Origin of the sequence: Algibacter sp. R77976 (assembly GCF_044594645.1) — a bacterium.
Classification (GTDB): Bacteria; Bacteroidota; Bacteroidia; order Flavobacteriales; family Flavobacteriaceae; genus Algibacter_B.
The window spans coordinates 1,703,906-1,722,315 of record NZ_CP138989.1; the positions used below are offsets into that span (position 1 = coordinate 1,703,906).

General features: G+C 32.2%; 15 protein-coding genes and 1 tRNA gene. 4 read left to right on the forward strand and 12 right to left on the reverse strand.

Translation table 11 applies throughout. The features are described from left to right. The first annotated feature begins 364 nt into the window (after positions 1 to 364). Positions 365 to 436: transfer RNA gene (locus SJY43_RS07435), tRNA-Phe, on the forward strand. 228 nt (positions 437 to 664) lie between these two features. On the opposite strand, the gene SJY43_RS07440 is transcribed toward SJY43_RS07435, so the two are convergent. The 12 genes from SJY43_RS07440 to SJY43_RS07495 all read right to left on the reverse strand — a co-directional run bounded on the left by SJY43_RS07440 (position 665) and on the right by SJY43_RS07495 (position 14,771). Beyond that, complete coding sequence (locus SJY43_RS07440) at positions 665 to 2,068, reverse strand: TolC family protein (protein ID WP_396603204.1); 1,404 nt, start codon at positions 2,066 to 2,068, stop codon at positions 665 to 667. Next, entirely contained in the window at positions 2,065 to 3,423 is a 1,359-nt protein-coding gene (locus SJY43_RS07445) for an HlyD family secretion protein (RefSeq protein ID WP_396603205.1), read from the reverse strand. The genes SJY43_RS07440 and SJY43_RS07445 overlap by 4 nt, the downstream gene beginning before the upstream one ends. A 3-nt stretch (positions 3,424 to 3,426) precedes the next feature. After that, positions 3,427 to 5,094: a peptidase domain-containing ABC transporter gene (locus SJY43_RS07450; RefSeq protein WP_396603206.1), complete on the reverse strand. Its 1,668-nt coding sequence runs from the start codon at positions 5,092 to 5,094 to the stop codon at positions 3,427 to 3,429. 2 nt (positions 5,095 to 5,096) lie between these two features. Further along, entirely contained in the window at positions 5,097 to 5,768 is a 672-nt protein-coding gene (locus tag SJY43_RS07455) for a TetR/AcrR family transcriptional regulator (RefSeq protein WP_396603207.1), read from the reverse strand. A gap of 202 nt (positions 5,769 to 5,970) precedes the next feature. After that, positions 5,971 to 6,672 carry a sulfite exporter TauE/SafE family protein gene (locus SJY43_RS07460; RefSeq protein WP_396603208.1) on the reverse strand — a complete coding sequence of 234 codons (702 nt, stop codon included), beginning with the start codon at positions 6,670 to 6,672 and terminating at the stop codon, positions 5,971 to 5,973. A 1-nt stretch (position 6,673) separates the two neighbouring features. Then, entirely contained in the window at positions 6,674 to 7,120 is a 447-nt protein-coding gene (locus tag SJY43_RS07465) for a FixH family protein (protein WP_396603209.1), read from the reverse strand. A 45-nt stretch (positions 7,121 to 7,165) separates the two neighbouring features. Beyond that, entirely contained in the window at positions 7,166 to 8,590 is a 1,425-nt protein-coding gene (gene ccoG / locus SJY43_RS07470) for a cytochrome c oxidase accessory protein CcoG (RefSeq protein WP_396603210.1), read from the reverse strand. Positions 8,591 to 8,674: 84 nt separating this feature from the next. Then, complete coding sequence (locus SJY43_RS07475; protein ID WP_396603211.1) at positions 8,675 to 9,622, reverse strand: cbb3-type cytochrome c oxidase N-terminal domain-containing protein; 948 nt, start codon at positions 9,620 to 9,622, stop codon at positions 8,675 to 8,677. Next, complete coding sequence (locus SJY43_RS07480; protein WP_396603212.1) at positions 9,619 to 9,804, reverse strand: CcoQ/FixQ family Cbb3-type cytochrome c oxidase assembly chaperone; 186 nt, start codon at positions 9,802 to 9,804, stop codon at positions 9,619 to 9,621. Before SJY43_RS07480 ends, SJY43_RS07475 begins: the two co-directional genes overlap by 4 nt. A gap of 21 nt (positions 9,805 to 9,825) precedes the next feature. After that, positions 9,826 to 12,018 carry a cytochrome-c oxidase, cbb3-type subunit I gene (ccoN, locus tag SJY43_RS07485; RefSeq protein WP_396603213.1) on the reverse strand — a complete coding sequence of 731 codons (2,193 nt, stop codon included), beginning with the start codon at positions 12,016 to 12,018 and terminating at the stop codon, positions 9,826 to 9,828. Between the two features lie 11 nt (positions 12,019 to 12,029). Continuing rightward, on the reverse strand, positions 12,030 to 12,215 hold the full coding sequence (gene ccoS / locus SJY43_RS07490) for a cbb3-type cytochrome oxidase assembly protein CcoS (protein ID WP_396603214.1): 186 nt from the start codon (positions 12,213 to 12,215) through the stop codon (positions 12,030 to 12,032). Positions 12,216 to 12,386: 171 nt separating this feature from the next. Next, positions 12,387 to 14,771 carry a heavy metal translocating P-type ATPase gene (locus tag SJY43_RS07495; protein ID WP_396603396.1) on the reverse strand — a complete coding sequence of 795 codons (2,385 nt, stop codon included), beginning with the start codon at positions 14,769 to 14,771 and terminating at the stop codon, positions 12,387 to 12,389. A 109-nt stretch (positions 14,772 to 14,880) separates the two neighbouring features. Here SJY43_RS07495 and SJY43_RS07500 point away from each other — a divergent pair, with 109 nt between their 5' ends. From SJY43_RS07500 to SJY43_RS07510, 3 genes are all read left to right on the forward strand, one after another. Beyond that, the gene (locus tag SJY43_RS07500) at positions 14,881 to 15,558 is read left to right on the forward strand and encodes a Crp/Fnr family transcriptional regulator (protein ID WP_396603215.1); all 678 of its coding nucleotides are present in this window, start codon (positions 14,881 to 14,883) and stop codon (positions 15,556 to 15,558) included. 88 nt (positions 15,559 to 15,646) lie between these two features. Then, positions 15,647 to 16,774: a VWA domain-containing protein gene (locus tag SJY43_RS07505; protein ID WP_396603216.1), complete on the forward strand. Its 1,128-nt coding sequence runs from the start codon at positions 15,647 to 15,649 to the stop codon at positions 16,772 to 16,774. 64 nt (positions 16,775 to 16,838) lie between these two features. Continuing rightward, complete coding sequence (locus SJY43_RS07510; RefSeq protein WP_396603217.1) at positions 16,839 to 18,350, forward strand: magnesium chelatase; 1,512 nt, start codon at positions 16,839 to 16,841, stop codon at positions 18,348 to 18,350. Positions 18,351 to 18,410: the final 60 nt, after the last annotated feature.

Below are 18,410 nucleotides of genomic sequence, written 5' to 3' on the forward strand. Positions count from 1 at the left end.
TTTTTTTGTTAACGCCTTGTTGATAACTAAAAGCTATTCTGTATATATATAATGATAGTTTTATATTATATTTGTATCGATGAAATACATAACGGTAGACGAGTACATTTATTTTAACATATATTTAACATTTTATTGTGATAGTATTTGTTAGGAATTTATTATTCAAATATTGTGTAATTCAATTATTTTGTGTATATTTGCAACAATAAAAAAGCTCAATACACCTTTAAAAGTGAATTGAGCTTATGTTCTTTATTTTATTTCTTCTATTAATTGGGCTGTTCAGGTCGATGTGTACGGATTCCTACCCTCGCACAATGGGTTCGATACCCATACAGTCCACATTAATAAATATAAAATCGGGGCGGTAGCATAATGGCTAATGCGGTGGTCTGAAACATCTCCTATACGGGTTCAATTCCCGTCCGCTCCACTTTTATAGACAGCAAATATACAAAAAATCCAACGATTTTTTCAATTTAACACTTATTTTAACACATTCATAATAGTGTTCATAATTCTAATTTCATTTTTTCGATGAGATTTACTCTTTCTTTTTCTAACAGTTTTTGTTTCTCCTAATTATGGGGAACGGTCTAGTGTATGATTTCATTGCGTGTTTAAGCACTAAAGCTAGCAAATAAATCACCGGTGTAAGTATTTAGTTTATTTGGACTTCAGAAAGCGCCAAAACATTAAATAAATTAGCTTTAGTTTTAAAGAAACTATTCTCAATATCTATAGCTTTAAGTTTAGCTTCAATTAGTTTTGATTCTCTCGAATTAACTAAAAATAAAGAGCTTTCTCCTAAAAAGAATTTACGTTCTTCGGCAGATAGCATTTTTGTGTAATCATTTACAATAACATCTGTATAGTCGTTTTGTAAAACATAAGAATCCAATTCTTGATTTATCGCATCAATCTTATTTCTAAGGCTAACTCTTGTGTTTTGAATATCAAATTTTGTGTTCTGTAATTTTATTTTGGCTAATTTTAAATCACCACGTTCTTTTCTTAAAAACAACGGGAAACTAATATTTACGCCACTTTTATAAGCAGATGTGCTAAACGATCTGGCTACTTCTGGTGTTTGCGATAAAAAGTTATACTGTAAATCTATTTGAGGTAATAAATTATTTAGTTTTAAGCGCTTTTCAATATTCAAACTTCTGTATTTATAATCTAATGATTGCAGTTTCGGGTGGCTTTCAAAATCAAAACTTTCAATATCTAGTCCAGACGTATTTAGGGTCACATCAATAGTATTAAACGTATTAATATCTGGAATAATACCTTCTTGAATTTCAATAGGTGTATTATCATTAAGCCATAAATAGTTTGATAATTCTAAAGACGATTTTATAAACTTAATTCTCGATTTTTCTAAATTAAGCTTTCTATTATTCAAAGTTATTCTGGCTTCTAAAGTATCAATAGCTGGTTTGTCTCCAACTTCAAAACTCTTTTTAATGCCATTAAAACGCATTTCTGCATTAGATAAGAAATCTTCGTAAACGCGTTTCTGGTTGTATGTTTTAAGCCAATTAAAATAAGTTACCGTAGCATTATATAAAATATTATTTACCAATAACTGTCGGTCTGCTTGGGCTTGTTTTACATACAGTCTAGATTGCCTTAACATGGCCATTCTGCTATTGGTAAGCAATCCTCTTGCCACAGGAACAGAAACGCCTGCGCTATACAAGCCATCTTCTGGAACAAAACCTTGGGGATTTAAAAAATCACCCGTGTTTTCTTCAAAATTCCCTTTTAATTCTACACCAAACCACGTTGGGATTTTAAAAGAAGCATTTAGCCTGTCGTAATATTCGGTACCTTTAAATTTCTTTCTATCGTAATCAACCTCTAGTTTTGGGTCAAAAGCACCGCGCGCTTTCATAAGTTTGGCTTCACTTTCGTTAATTACCAAATTAGCTTGTTTTACTATTGGATGAAACGATTTTACGTACCCTAAGTATTCAGATAACGAAATTACCTTAACACTATCTTGAGCGTTACTAAGTACGCTAAAGCAAAGCAATATAGTTAATGTAATTAGTCTCATTTTTTATCTTTTGTTGATGCTGTTTTACTGCTTTCAGGTTGGTAATAGTTAGGAGGGAAGCTGTTTATTTGCCTCCATAATTCAAACCAAATTGGAACGTCTTCTAATAAGGCTATAGTCTTTGCTCCCGAACCTGCGCGTATGGCTTCAGGCCATTTATGGTCTGTTTCGTCTGGAGCAAGTAATACTCTATATTTGCCATTGTCGCTTATAAAACGTTCTATGGCAACTACTTTTGCGCCATAGGTTCCGTAAGATACATTTGGCCATCCGCTAAAAACAATAGCCGGCCAGCCATCAAACTGTACACGTACGTTTTCGCCAACGTGAAGCAATGGTAAATCAATGGGTCTTACAAAAGTCTCGACCGCTAAATCGATTTTTGCAGGCATAATACCAACCAATTCGGCACCTTCTTTAAAAGTAACACCAACACCACCAGTTAAAACTTTATTAATATAACCACTTTGAGGTGCTTTTACGTAAAGAAGATCATTTCGTTTTTGGTAATTGGATGATGCGTTTTCTAGTTTAGATACTTGAGCTTGGGTATCAAAACCGCTAGATTGTGCCGTAAACATATCGCTTTGTGCTTTCGAAATTTTATCGGCAAAAGCTGCATTAGTTCTTGATAACTCTAATCTAGCATTAATAACTTCATTTTGGCTTGCTAAGTATTTGTTTTCTTGCGAAATAAATTTAGCCTGTGTTTCTTGAAGTTTTAAGCGTTTTTCTTCCACATCTTTTACCGCTTTTAAACCTTCTTCTTGCAAGGTTTGTATACGATTAAACTGTGTTTCTGCAATTTTTAAATTGGTTTTTGAAGCTTCTAAATCAATACTATCACTTTTTACTTTTAGTTTTGATTGTAATAGTTTGTTTTTAGTTTGCTCTATTTTTAAAGCTTGCTCGTTTTTTAATGCTGAAATTTGTCTGTTTAGTGCGCTAACTTTACCTTCATAGGCAGTTACAGAAGATGATTTTGCTTTAATTTGATCGTTTGTTCTTTCAATCAATTTGTCATCAAAATAATCACTCTTTACTTCAGAAATTCTTAAAATAATTTGTCCTTCTTTTACGGAATCGCCTTCTTGTACAAACCATTCTTCAATACGACCTGGTATTTGAGATTGAATATATTGCGGACGCTGATTTGGTTTTAAAGTGGTAACAATACCTTGGCCTGTTATATTTTGAGTCCATGGTAAAAACAATACAATAAATAGAATGATAGCTGCAGCTAATAAAAACCTATTAAAGTATTTGTAATACTTAATATTCATGATTTTTTTGCCAGACTTATAATCGGCTAAGTCTATTTTCTTGTTCAATTGGTTATTTGATATATTGAGCATAACTTAGGCGGTTTTAGATTTGATTTGTCCTTTTTCTAAGGTGATAATTTCGTTACATTTATCTGTCCAAACAGAACTAAAACTAACAACAATAAGCGCCCAAGGTCTGTCGGGGTGCGATAAATAATCTACTATGGCTTTAGTTTCTGTTCTGTTAAATCGATCTAAAGCATCTTCTAGAATAAGAACTTTAGGGTTTTTTAAAATAGCTCGTGCTAAAACAATTTTTTTAGATAATGAGTAAGACATTTGTCTGCCATCTGGATAAAGTATGGTGTTTAGCCCTTCTGGCTGTTCTTTAATAAAAGATTTTAGTCCAACAATGTCAAGTATTTCATATATCTTTTCATCAGTAATATTAGAGTTTGAAAAGGTTAAATTCTCTCTTATGGACCCCTCAAAAGGGTTTTCATCAGATAATGATAATCCTAATTGCGACCTGTAAAAATTTAAGTGCAAACTATTTATAGACATATCATTTACATAAACATAGCCTCCGGTAGATTGTATAACCCCAGCAATTAATCTTAATAAAGTAGATTTTCCCGAGCCACTTTCCCCTTTAATTAAAATTCTACTTTTCGAGTTTATTTTTAATGATATATCTTTTAAAATGTGTTTGTCTCTATTGTCTACTTCATAAGCAACATTTTCTAATTCAATTTGAATGCCTCTACTAAATTTTGGTGTTTCGCCAGTTTGACTTTCCAAATCTTTATCTACAATTTGTCCAATTTTTTCTAAAGATGTTAAAGTGTCATAAAAGGATTCCAAACCTAGAATTAGTTTTTCAACAGAAGCTATTACTAATAGAATAATAATTTCTGCTGCAACAAACTGTCCAATATTCATTTCTTGATTTAAAACTAACGCACCACCTATTAATAATAAACTTGCCGTTACAATAACTTTAAAACTTATCATCTGGATAAACTGTAGCATTAGGATTTTAAAGTGACTTTCTCTAGCCTTTAAATAATCGCTAACTAAATCGTCGTTCTTCTTTAAACCTAAACTGGTACTTCCAGATAACTTAAAGCTAATTACAGACCTTGCAATTTCTTGAATCCAATGCGCAACTTTATATTTGTTTTTTGATTCTTTTAAGCTTGTTTCAAGTCCTTTAACGGCTGTGAATTTAAACACTACAAAAATTAATACTAGTAAAAGCAATCCAAAAATGATAAAGAACGGATGGTAAAACGATAGCAGAATTAAAGCAAATAATATTTGTAAAACAGCTGTTGGTACATCAATTAATATTTTTGATAAACTTTTTTGAATGGTTAGTGTATCGAAAAATCGATTTGCTAACTCTGGTGGGTAATAATCGCGTAATTCAGACATTTTTATTTTAGGAAAACGATAAGCAAGCTCAAAAGATGCTCTGGTGAATATACGTTGCTGGATGGTTTCTATAATGCGTAATTGCATGAGTTGTAAAGCGCCAGAAAATGCAACACCTAGTGTTACAATAATGACTAAAACTACCCAAGAAGTAGATACCTGAGCGCCTTGTATTAAATTAATTATAGCTTGAATCCCTAATGGTAGAGATAACGCTACAACTCCAGAAAAAATCGCATAATAGAAGATTTGTAAGATGTCTCTTTTTTCTAATTGAAGCAAACCTAATAAACGTTGCCAAGGAGTCTTTTGTTTGTTTTCCATAGTTAAGATTTCAAAGTGTTAAGGACAAGGTTTTTCATAAACAATGTTGGAGAAAGGGTAGCGTTACAATCTGTAATAGAAATAAAATGATCTTTTAAAAAGTGTTGGTGTAAACTACCTTCAAGAATAGTGCTTGCTAAGCTAGAAGGGAATTTATAATTGGGTTTTATAGCAATAATCATATCTCTTAAACGATGTACGATACGTTTGTATATTATAAAATAACCATCTTTATTTTCTTGATCTACCTCTTTAGTAAGAAAAGATTTCGAGTTTTCATTAACCATAATTTTGTTTAAAACAACCTCGTTAATATGAGAGAATTTGGAATCTTCTTTTATGGTTCTAGTTACAATTTCAATTGCTTTTTCAATTTTATGGGTTGCTTCTAAACTATGAGTTTCAAATACTAGTTGATACTCAATCCATGCCCAATACCATGATGATAAATAAAGTAATAGTTTGTGTTTACTTTCAAAATAGCGATAGATAGAGCTCTCATTAGAGCCTATTAATGCTCCTAATTTTTTAAATGTAAAACTATCAAAACCAATATCATTTATTAGAAGTATGCTATGTTCTACAATGCGCCTACCTAAATCTGAAGACTCTGGGTCTTTTACATAGATTTTTTCTGGTACAGAAATTTTTAAATTTGAAAGTAATGAATCCATAATAAAACAATTTGATTTCAAATATAATAGTATTACTATTATAAACGCAAATAACTATATTGATTTTGTTAATAGTACTCATAATGAAATTTTATGGAAACACTATGTTTGTTTTAATGTTTTGTAAATGAGTGGTTTGGGGGTTTGTGTTGTTTGTTGGAGTTGTAATAATAAAAAAGTAAAATAGCTAAAACTAGAAATATTAATGGCAATCTATGTCGTTAGTAATTACATCGTAAACTGGAGCTGGAGAGATGTAAGGTATACCAAGTCCCAATCCTCGAAGAATAAATAACAGTCCAATAATAACAACAAAAACAGGAATAGCTTTTTGGATGCGTTGTCTTATTGTGCCTTTTAAAAAGTGACTAAAATATATTGCGGTTGTCATTAAAGGTATAGTCCCTAAGCCAAAAACGGCCATATATAAACTCCCACTAGCAGCATTTCCACCTGCCATGGCTGCAAATAAAGCCATATATACTAAACCGCATGGTAGGAAGCCATTTAGAAAACCAATGGTTAAAAAGGTATCCATGGTTTTTTTCTTGAGTGCAGATCCTAAAGCAGACTTTACTTTAGAAATAACTCTGTAAATAGGTTTGGAAAAATTATACTTATTGAATATTTTTTGGGGAATTATAACCACCAAAATCATTAAAACTCCAATAATAATAGAAAGCTGTTGTTGGTATCCAAAAATAAAAAGGCTCTTCCCAATAAGCCCAAATACTAAGCCAATTAAGCTGTATGCCAAAAGCCTACCTATGTGATAAACAGTAATTTGAGATATTTTTTTTACCTTGTTTGATTGGTCTACAGGTAGCATAAAAGCAATGGGTCCACACATGCCAACGCAATGGAAACTTCCTAGTAACCCAAGTATAAATGCCGAGAAAAGCATGTTAATAATTTAAAGATTCTTTAAATAAATAAGAATTTCCATTATATTGCCAATCTATTTTTATGTTCCAACGACCATCTACCAAACGTTTGTCAGGTATGAGCAAATAAAGATTAGACAATGAAATAGCAGTATCAAAGTCTAGTTGTTTGTTAGATGGTCTATATAGGAACAATTTTCCTTTAATTTTTTTATAGTCTAAAGTCTCAGGGAATTTTATAAGTAACCCTTCTTTAGTTTTTTCGTAACTAATGTTTGTGCCTAAATTTTTAGTGTTCTCAAGCTTATTAATATCTTTTTGATATTGCAATTCATCAGCATAATAATCCTCGCTTACTAAGTCGTGGTCCAGGTTTTTATCAATATTCATTGATATAACAAAGTACATAATAAATGCAATGAAGCCTATAAATGCTAATACAATTCCGGTACCCCAATTAAACTTCATAATTTTAATTTTTTATAGCATTTCCTTGCGGATCGTGCTTCCAACTTACTTAAAACTTCTAGGTCCTAAAAAATTTGCTGTTGTGGTTTCAATAAGGTTATCACCTTTATAAACACCAATTTTTATTTTATTTCTATCTCCTGTTAAGGCAGAGTTATTAATTTCAATAAATAATGTACCCTCGGCAATACCTTGGCTAGGCACTACAAAATCATCGCTTGTAGATACTAATCTTAACTCACCTTTATGAGACATCAATTCCAAACGAATATCTGTAATATCTTGAGATGTTTTATTTACTAATTTATACGTAAATACATTACTTATAATATTATTCTCTTTGTGCTCGTATAACTGGCCTGGTAATCTTAAAACATTGGCTTCTATATCATTTCTTAAAAATAGCATACCAACCAGTAAACCAATTAAAATAGCTAATACAGCGGTATAACCTTTAATTCTAGGAGTAAATTTAAAAGGTGTTTTATTTTCTATATTTTCTTCGCTTGCATACCTAATTAAGCCTTTAGGTAAATTAATACTTTCCATAATATGGTCGCACTCATCAATACAAGCAGTACAGTTAACACATTCTAATTGTGTACCGTTTCTAATATCAATACCGGTAGGGCAAACGTGGACACATTGTTTACAGTCAATACAATCACCAAAACCTAAGGCTTCTCGGTCTTCATCCTTTCTAAACTTTTTTCGGCCATTTTCGGCTTCACCACGTTTATGGTCGTAGGCTACAACTATAGATTTGGTATCTAAAAGCGCACCTTGTAACCTTCCGTAAGGGCAAGCAATAATACAAACCTGTTCTCTAAACCATGCAAAAACAAAATAGAATACAGCTGTGAAAATTAATAATGAAATTAAAGTGCTAACATTTTTAAAAGGTCCTTCTGATATATATTGAATAAGTTTATCGCTACTTATTAAATAAGCAAGAAAAACATTGGCGATTACAAAAGAAATTAAAATAAATATTAAGGTTTTAAGGCCTTTTTTTCTAATTTTTTCTGCGTCCCATTTTTGTTTAGCTAGCTTACGTTGTTTGTTTCTGTCGCCTTCAATCCAATATTCAATGCGTCTAAAAACCATTTCCATAAAAATGGTTTGTGGACAAATCCATCCGCAGAAAATACGTCCGAACGCTACTGTAAATAGAGCTATAAAAATAACTCCGATTAACATGGAAATTACAAATAAATGAAAATCTTGTGGCCAGAAAGGAAATCCAAAGATATTAAATCGACGTTCTAAAACATTGAACATCAAAAACTGGTTGCCGTTTATTTTAATAAAAGGCGCTAATATTAAAAATGCTAATAACAAGTAGCTTACATACTTCCTATACTTATAGAATTTTCCACTAGGTTTTTTAGGGAATACCCAAGCGCGTTTGCCATCTTCGGTAATGGTCCCAATTGAATCTCTAAATGTTTCGTTTTCTGGGGTTTCCATAATTTGATTTAATTAGACCTGATAAGTTATTCTAAAAAAAACTTATCAGGTCAGGAAAATATTAGCTTAGTTGTTTTTTAAAATTTAATTTTCAATAGTATTAATTGCGTCTGTTGTTGTTTCTAAAGTCTCAGTTGCAGCGACATCAGCTTCAGTAGTTTCACCTACCCAAATATCTCCTTCAGCGGCTTTAGGGTTTGCAGGTGTAGTGCCTTGAAAATTCAATACATAACTTGCTACCTGAGCCATTTCAGAGGGTTTTAATTGCGCCTTCCAAGCAATCATTCCTTTTCCGGATCTACCTCCTTCAGATATTGTTTTAAATACATTTTTAATACCTCCTCCTAATATCCAATGGTCGTCGGTTAAATTTGGTCCAATACCACCACCACCATCTGCCATGTGGCAAGCCACGCAATTGGTTTGGAAAATATTCTGTCCAGATTTAATATCTGCAGCATCAGTTAAAAGTGTAACGGTATTAAAATCGACTAAATCTTTAGCTGTTTTTTTGTATTCTTCAATAGCAATTCTAGCATCAGCTAATTCTGTGTCTAATTCATCAATTTGATTGTAGCCGTCAAATACATGAAATCTTAATAAATAAACGGCAGCAAAAATAATAGAAATGTAAAATGAGTAGACCCACCAAGGTGGTAAATTGTTATCTAACTCTTTTATGCCATCATAATTGTGGTCTAAGATTATTTCTGCTTCAGATTCAATAGGTTTTGAACCCAATAGTTTATTATAGGTTTCATTTAACCATGTAAACTGAAACGTTTTTTCTTTCTCTGCTAAAAAACGCGCTTTTGCTTCTTCATCTAATTTATGAAGCATCACATTTTCCAAGGCGCCTACAATGGCTTCAATTGCAATGAGTATTAATAATACTAGTAATAGGAAAAGTAATACTGCTGGATATACCATAAATGCTGGTTTTTCACCAGAATCTATAAAGAACTCAACAGCTCCGAAAATAATAAAGAATACTACTGGTACACGAATCCAGGATGGAACAAAATTTCTCATAATATATCGTCGTTTTGGTTGTCTAATGGTAAGTTACTTACGGTTTTTATATAGTCTTTTTTAGCGGTTATAACCCACCAGAATAGGAGCACAAAAAAGGTAAAGAATATAATTAGAGATATTATTGGGTAAATCTCTATTCCTGAAATGCTATCCATATGGTTTTTTACAAATTTCAACATGGTTTTGTATAATTTTAATGGTTAGTTTTGTGCTGTTTCTACTTTAATATCTGTGCCTAATCGTTGTAAATATGCTATAAGTGCAACAATTTCTCTGTTTTTCATTTCAATAAAAGGTTCTCCATTTTCTTGAGCATACTTCTTGTCTGCTTCATATGTTTTTGTGAAATCAGGGTCTGCATGAAGGTTTTCTTCAATTTTCGAACCTTGTTCAGTCATACTTTGTTGTGCGTTAGCTATTTCTTCATCTGTATATGGTACACCTAAAGTAACCATAGCTTCCATTTTCTTTTCAGTCATCGATTTATCTAATTCACTTCCGCTACCAGTAATTAACCAAGGGTAACGTGGCATGATGGAACCTGAAGATGTACTTTGTGGATCGTACATGTGGTTAAAGTGCCAGTTGTCTGAATACTTACCTCCAATTCTGTGTAAATCTGGTCCAGTACGTTTACTACCCCAAAGGAATGGATGGTCGTAAACATATTCACCGGCTTTTGAGTATTCGCCATAACGTTCTACTTCACTTCTAAAAGGGCGTATCATTTGCGAGTGGCAGCTTACACAACCTTCACGAATATAAATATCTCGTCCTTCTAGCTCTAGAGGTGAGTATGGTTTTACACTTGCAATAGTTGGTATATTTGAATCTATTACAATTGTTGGTATAATTTGAACAACTCCTCCAACTAAGATTGCTAGTGTAGCTAAAATAGTTAATTGAATAGGTCTACGCTCAATCCAAGTATGCCATCCTTCGTTTGAAGTACGTTTTTTAGTTACACGCTCTAAAGCTGCAGCTTCTGCCAATTCATCTTCAACTTTACTACCTTGTCTAATAGTTGCAATAATATTGAAAACTAAAATTAACATACCTGTTAAGTATAAAGTACCACCAATAGCACGCATCCAGTACATTGGAATAATTTCAGTAACCGTTTCTAAAAAGTTACCATATGTTAAGGTTCCATCTGGATTAAATTGTTTCCACATACTTGCTTGAGTAAAACCAGCAACATACATAGGTAATGCATACATTATTATACCTAAAGTACCTATCCAAAAGTGTAAATTAGCTAATCCAATAGAATGTAATTTAGTTTTAAATAATTTTGGAACTAAGTAGTAAATCATACCAAAGGTTAAGAAACCATTCCAGGCTAAAGCACCAACGTGAACGTGTGCTATAATCCAATCGGTAAAGTGCGCAATAGCATTTACATTTTTAAGAGAAAGCATTGGGCCTTCAAACGTTGCCATTCCATAACCAGTAATGGCTACCACCATAAATTTTAAAACAGGGTCTGTTCTTACTTTATCCCAAGCACCACGAAGTGTTAATAATCCGTTGATCATTCCTCCCCAAGAAGGCATTAATAACATTACTGAGAACGCAACACCTAAGTTTTGCGCCCATTCTGGTAAAGCTGTATATAATAAGTGATGAGGTCCTGCCCAGATGTATATAAAGATTAACGACCAGAAGTGTACAATAGATAATCTATAAGAGTACACTGGTCTGTTTGCTGCTTTAGGAACAAAGTAATACATTAAACCTAAAAACGGCGTGGTTAAAAAGAATGCCACAGCATTGTGACCATACCACCATTGTACTAAGGCATCTTGTACGCCCGCATATACCGAGTAACTCTTTAAAGCACTTACAGGAAGTTCTAAACTATTAAAGATATGAAGTACAGCAACAGTTACGAACGTAGCAATGTAAAACCAAATAGCAACATATAAATGGCGCTGTCTTCTTTTTAGCATAGTGCCAATTAAATTCCATCCAAAAATAACCCAGACTAACGCAATAGCGATATCAAAGGGCCATTCTAATTCGGCGTATTCTTTTGTGCTAGTGAAACCTAAAGGTAAGGTAATAGCTGCACCAACAATAATAAGTTGCCATCCCCAGAAATTAATTTTACTTAAGGTATCGTTAAACATTCTCGCTTTTAATAAGCGTTGTGTAGAATAATAAACACCTGCAAATATTGCATTACCAACAAAGGCAAAAATCACGGCATTTGTGTGTAATGGTCTTAATCTACCAAAACTTAACCATGAAATACCGTCTGTTAAGTTTGGGAATAAAAACATAAATGCCAGTAGTAATCCTACTAGCATCCCCACAACCCCCCAAACCATGGTGGCATAAATGAAGTTTTTAACTATCTTATTATCGTAATGAAATTGTTGCATTTCCATAATTGTAAATATTATTCTTCTTTGGTTAGTATCGTTTTCTTTGGTTTATTTTTAATTAATTCATCTTCAAATAGCATACGTACAGACGGTGTATAACTATCGTCATACTGTCCCTTTTTTACAGCAAAAATAAAGGCTATAAAAAAACCAATAGCCACTATAATGCTTACAGCTAATAAAATATATATAACACTCATACCTACTTGAAGTTACGGTTCAAAAATACTTTTATACTTATTTTTAAAACATGACAAATGTCATGTTTTTTTAAAAATGCGACTTTCCTAATCTACCTGAAGATGAGGAATGTTATCGGGTTTACTCATAATCTCTTTATTTGAATATGAGTATTCCTCCTCTTGCGGAGGTTAGAAGGGGTTTTTCAATTTCTTACCTAAAATATTAGTGCAAACCGTAGTAAAAACTACAATGCTAATAGAGCTTAAAGGCATTAATATAGCTGCTACAACAGGAGCTAATTGTCCTGTAACTGCAAAATAAAGCCCAATACTATTATAAATAAAAGATAGTAGGAAACTCCATTTAATAATTTTTATAGCCGATTTTGAGGCTTTAATAAAATGGTAAAGTGTATTGAATTTAGTAGCATCTAAAATAGCATCACAAGCAGGAGAAAACACGTTTACATTCTCCGAAATTGCAATCCCAACATTACTCTGTGCTAAAGCTCCCGCATCATTTAAACCATCGCCAATCATTAAGACTTTAGCGCCAGAATTTTGATGATGTTTTATGTATTCCAATTTATCTTCAGGTTTTTGGTTAAAAAACAGCTTGGTTTTAGCTGGAAGCAATTTAGTTAAATTTTCTTGTTCTCCAATATTATCACCAGAAAGAATTACTAAATCGTAGTCCTTTTTAAGTTTATTAAATAGCTTAGAAAGCCCTTTTCTATAACGATTGTAAAACGTAAATTTTCCTTTATATTGGTTATTAGTGCTCACATGGACAGCCGTGTTTAGCGTTGCTGTTTCAGAAGCAAAACCTACAAAAGGAGCAGAGCCAATTTTTATAGAATCTTGTTTGTGTTTGGATTCAATACCTTTGCCAATATGTTCTTCATATTTATCTAAAGTCACAATATCGTTTTCAGTTAATAACGCGTATAAAGATCTGCTTAATGGATGGTTAGAGTTTCGTAATGTGCTTTTTAATAAAGCTTCTTCAATACCCGAAAGTTCAGAGCCATCATATTCAATAGATGTTTCTTTGTTTGCAGTTATTGTTCCCGTTTTATCAAAAATAATAGTGTCAATAGCCGCCAATTGTTCAATTACAGAAGCATTTTTAGCATAAAATTTTAGCTTTCCAAAAATGCGTAATAAGTTTCCGAATGTAAACGGTGCCGCCAAAGCGATGGCGCAAGGACAAGCAATAATAAGCACAGCAGTAAATACGTTTAAAGCTTTTGATGTGTCTATAAAAAGCCAATATGCAGTTGCTATAATTGCAATACTCAAAATAGTTAATGTAAACTTCTTACTTATTGTATTTGTAAGTGTTGTAAAGCTATCTTCTTTATTTTTATTAAACACATCGTTACTCCAAAGCTGGGTTAAATAACTCTGTTCGACTGTTTTTAAAACATCAACCTCAATACTTCCTTTTATTTGTTTTCCACCAGCAAAAAGTTTGTCTCCAGATTGTTTTGAAACAGCTTCAGATTCACCTGTAACAAAACTATAGTCAATCCTTGCTTTCCCTTTAATTAAAATACAATCTACAGGGATGAGTTCTTCATTTCTAATTAAAAGTCTATCACCTTTTTTAATATCATAAACTTGAATAGATTCTTCTTTTCCTTCAGAAGAAATCTTAGTAATACCAATCGGGAAATATGATTTGTAATCACGTTCAAACGATAAAAAATTATACGTTTTCTGTTGAAAAAATTTCCCAAGTAATAAAAAGAAAACCAGCCCTGATAAACTGTCGAAAAATCCTGTGCCAATATCAAATACAATTTCGACTGTACTTCTTATAAATAAAACTGTTATACCTAAAGCAATAGGGACATCAATATTTAATATTTTAGCTTTTAAGCCTTTATATGCAGAAATAAAGTAATCTTGAGAACAATAAAAAACTACAGGAATAGAAAATACAAACATCAACCATCTAAACAAACCTTTATATTGTTCTAACCAAAATTCGGTAGTTTGAAAATATTCAGGAAATGATAAAAACATAATATTACCAAAAGCAAACCCTGCGACACCTAGTTTGTAGATAAGAGATCGGTCAACGTTTTTTTTGCCAACACTATAATCATCTAAACTTATAAAAGGTTCGTAAGCTATGCTGCTTAAAAGTTTCACCAATGTTTTTAAAGAAAAATTATCGGTACTATAATTTACCCTAACCGTTTTTTTACCAAAGTTTACAATTGAAGAACTTACCGAAGGATGTAATTTGTTTAAATTTTCAAGAATCCAAATACAAGAGCTACAATGAATGTGTGGAATGTATAAAGTTACAATCTGTGTTTTTTCATCATTAAACTCTAATAAGCTTTCTACAATTTTTTTATTATCTAAAAAGTTGTATTTACCTTCTATTTCTTTTGGGGTTGATCCCGGAGCTTGTTGTAAATCGTAGTAGCAAGTTAAATCGTTTGCAGAGAAAATCTCGTATACGGTTTTGCAGCCATTGCAACAAAACGACTTGTCATCAAAAATAATTTCGGAAGATGATGAATCTAACCCACAATGGAAACATGTTTTATGCTCCATAACTATTTGCTCTTTTATACCTATTGACAAAATTTAAATAACAAATGTATAATAAATATGATATTTGTCATGATTTCTTTATTTTTACACAACTTTTTAAATATTAGTTATGAGTAAATGCGAACAATGTATTATTAAACAATTTAATTCTTTAAAGTCTTTAACTAAGAATGAACTAGTTCGTATTTCATCTTGTAAAACCTCTAAAATTATAAAAAAAGGAGAAGTTATTTTTGACGAAGGTGATGCTATAAATGGTGTTTATTGTATTAAGGATGGTATTTGTAAACTATCTAAATTAAGTGAAAACGGTAAAGATCAAATAGTGAAAATGGTTGTAAAAGGTCAATTGTTAGGACAACGTTCTTTAATTACAGGAGAGAGTTCTAATTTACAAGCAGTAGCGCTTAATGATATGGAAGTTTGTTTTATTCCAAAAAGTGAAATTATTGCCGATCTTCAAAAAAACCCAAAATTCTCATTCGATGTGTTACAAGACATGGCTCATGATTTAAGAGAATCTGATGATATTATAGTAAATATGGCTCAAAAATCTGTGAAGCAACGACTAGCAGAAACCTTAATTTATATACACGAGAGCTTTGGTGTTAATCCAGATGGTACTTTAAGTGTGCTTCTGTCTCGTGAAGATTATGCAAATATTGTTGGTACAGCTACAGAATCAGCAATTCGCGTGCTTTCTCAGTTTAAAAAAGAAGGCTTAATTTCTACCATTGGAAAGTTTATTAAAATTGAAGACGTGAACGGTTTAAGACGTGTAGAATAGATAGTTTTAATAATTCTTGTTAAAATATAGATAAATCTAATTATTGGTTTTAATGTTTTCTATAAAAATGTAGTATTTTTATAGAGCTATGAAAAAAGATAAAACTTTTAGAAAAGGCTTTGTGTTTAAAAAATACGAAGCACCTTTTAAATCTCCTTTTGATAAATTATTTGAAGTTTTCAAGGAGTTAATCACACACACTTCTGGAGATTTTGATGAAGCCATAGATTGGTTACGTGAGTTAGATAAAGAATATAAACTTACAACTCCAGAATATACCATCGAAGATTTTATTGAAGACCTAAAACAAAAAGGCTATTTACGTGAAGAAATTGATCCCGATGGAAATGGTTCATTGGCTATTACAGCTAAAACAGAACGTGCTATTCGACAACAAGCTTTAGACCATATTTTTGGAAAAATTAAACGAAGCGGTCAAGGAAATCATAAAAGTAAAAGTCCAGGTATTGGCGATGAGCATACAGGAGACTTTAGAAACTATCAATTTGGTGATGCTTTAGATAAAGTGTCCATGACCGAAAGTTTGAAAAACGCACAAATTAATCATGGTATTGGTGATTTTAGGTTGTCTGAGGACGATTTAGTCGTTGAAGAAACCTTGCACAAATCTCAAATGAGTACGGTTTTAATGATTGATATTAGCCACAGCATGATATTATATGGCGAAGATAGAATTACACCAGCCAAACGAGTTGCTATGGCATTGGCCGAATTAATTACAACGCGATATCCAAAAGATACTTTAGATATTTTAGTTTTTGGTAATGATGCATGGCAAATTGAAATTAAAGATTTGCCCTATTTAAAAGTTGGGCCTTACCATACAAATACTGTTGCAGGCTTACAGTTAGCTATGGATTTATTACGTAGAAAACGAAATACAAACAAGCAAATTTTTATGATAACAGATGGTAAACCTAGTTGCTTGCGTTTACCCGATGGACAATATTATAAAAATAGTAATGGACTAGATTCTCATATTGTGAATAAATGCTATGCCATGGCACAACAAGCCAGAAGATTGCATATTCCAATTACAACTTTTATGATAGCTCAAGATAGTTATTTAATGCAATTTGTTAGGGAGTTTACCTATGCAAATCAAGGGAAAGCATTTTATACAGGATTGAAAGGATTGGGGGAAATGATTTTTGAAGATTACGAAACAAACAGAAAAAAAAGAATAAAGGGGTGAAGCCCCACCTAACCTCCCCAATAGGGAGGAACCACTCAAATTAAAATAAATAAATATTGTGAAAATGAAAGATGAAAATAAGAACGTAATAGTTCACTCTCCTTTGGAGAGGGTTAGGGAGAGGCCTACAACATTAGGAGATTTAAAAAAAGCAGGCTATCAATCAAAATCGATAAAAGATGAATTGCGAGATAACCTAATAAAAAAAATAAAAAATAAGGAAACCACTTTTGAAGGTGTTCATGGTTATGAAAACACCGTAATTCCAGAGTTAGAGCGTGCCATTTTATCAAGACATAATATCAACTTGTTAGGATTAAGAGGTCAGGCAAAAACGCGTTTAGCTAGATTAATGCTAAATTTGTTGGACGAATATATCCCATATGTTGAAGGTTCTGAAATTAATGATGATCCGCTGAAACCTATTTCAAGATTTGCTGTAGAATTAATAAAAGAGAAAGCAGATAGCACACCAATTTCTTGGTTACATAGAAGTGAGCGTTTTGCAGAAAAATTAGCAACTCCAGATGTTACAGTTGCTGATATTATTGGAGATGTAGACCCTATAAAAGTAGCTAATTTAAAACTAAGTTATGCCGATGATCGTGTGATTCATTACGGCATGATTCCTAGAGCAAATCGATGCATTTTTGTAATAAATGAGTTGCCAGATTTACAAGCAAGAATACAAGTTGCTTTATTTAATATTCTTCAAGAAGGCGATATTCAAATAAGAGGTTTTAAGTTGAGGTTGCCATTGGATATTCAATTTTTGTTTACAGCAAACCCTGAAGATTATACCAATAGAGGTAGCATAGTTACACCTTTAAAAGATAGAATTGGTTCTCAAATATTAACGCACTACCCAGAAGATATTGAAACAGCCAGAAAAATAACTGAGCAAGAAGCTAAAGTGGTTGAAAGCCAAAAAGCATCGGTTATTGTGCCAGATTTGGCTAGAGATTTGTTGGAGCAAATTGTTTTTGAAGCCCGAGAGAGTGAGTTTGTTGATGCAAAAAGTGGCGTAAGTGCGCGTTTAAGTATTACTGCTTTAGAAAATTTGTTAAGTACCGCAGAGCGCCGTGCTTTAATAAATGATGATGGACAAACAATTTTAAGATTATCAGATTTTGTTGGAATAATTCCAGCCATAACAGGTAAGGTAGAGTTGGTTTATGAAGGTGAGCAAGAAGGCTCTGCAGTAGTCGCTTATAATTTAATAGGAGAAGCTGTTAAAACTTTGTTTGTAGAATTTTTTCCTAAAATAGCAAAACTTCAAAAGCAAGATGAAGAAAGTCCTTATGACGATATTGTATCCTGGTTCTTTAATCAAAAAGATGGTTTTGAGTTGTTAGATGATTTAAGAGATAAAGAATATAAAAGCATGCTAAGTGCAATTTCTCCGCTTGATGATTTATTAGGTAAGTATCAACCAAATTTAACAAAACAAGATAGTTTCTTTGTAAAAGAATTTGTGCTTTGGGCCTTAGTCGAGTTTAAATTATTAAGCAAACATAGATTTACAGAAGGGGTTCAATTTAAAGACCCATATGGAAGTTTTATAAGTGGTATCTAATCGCTAAAAAAAACGCTTAAAATTAAAAAAGCTGTCATAGAAAATATCATTTCTATGACA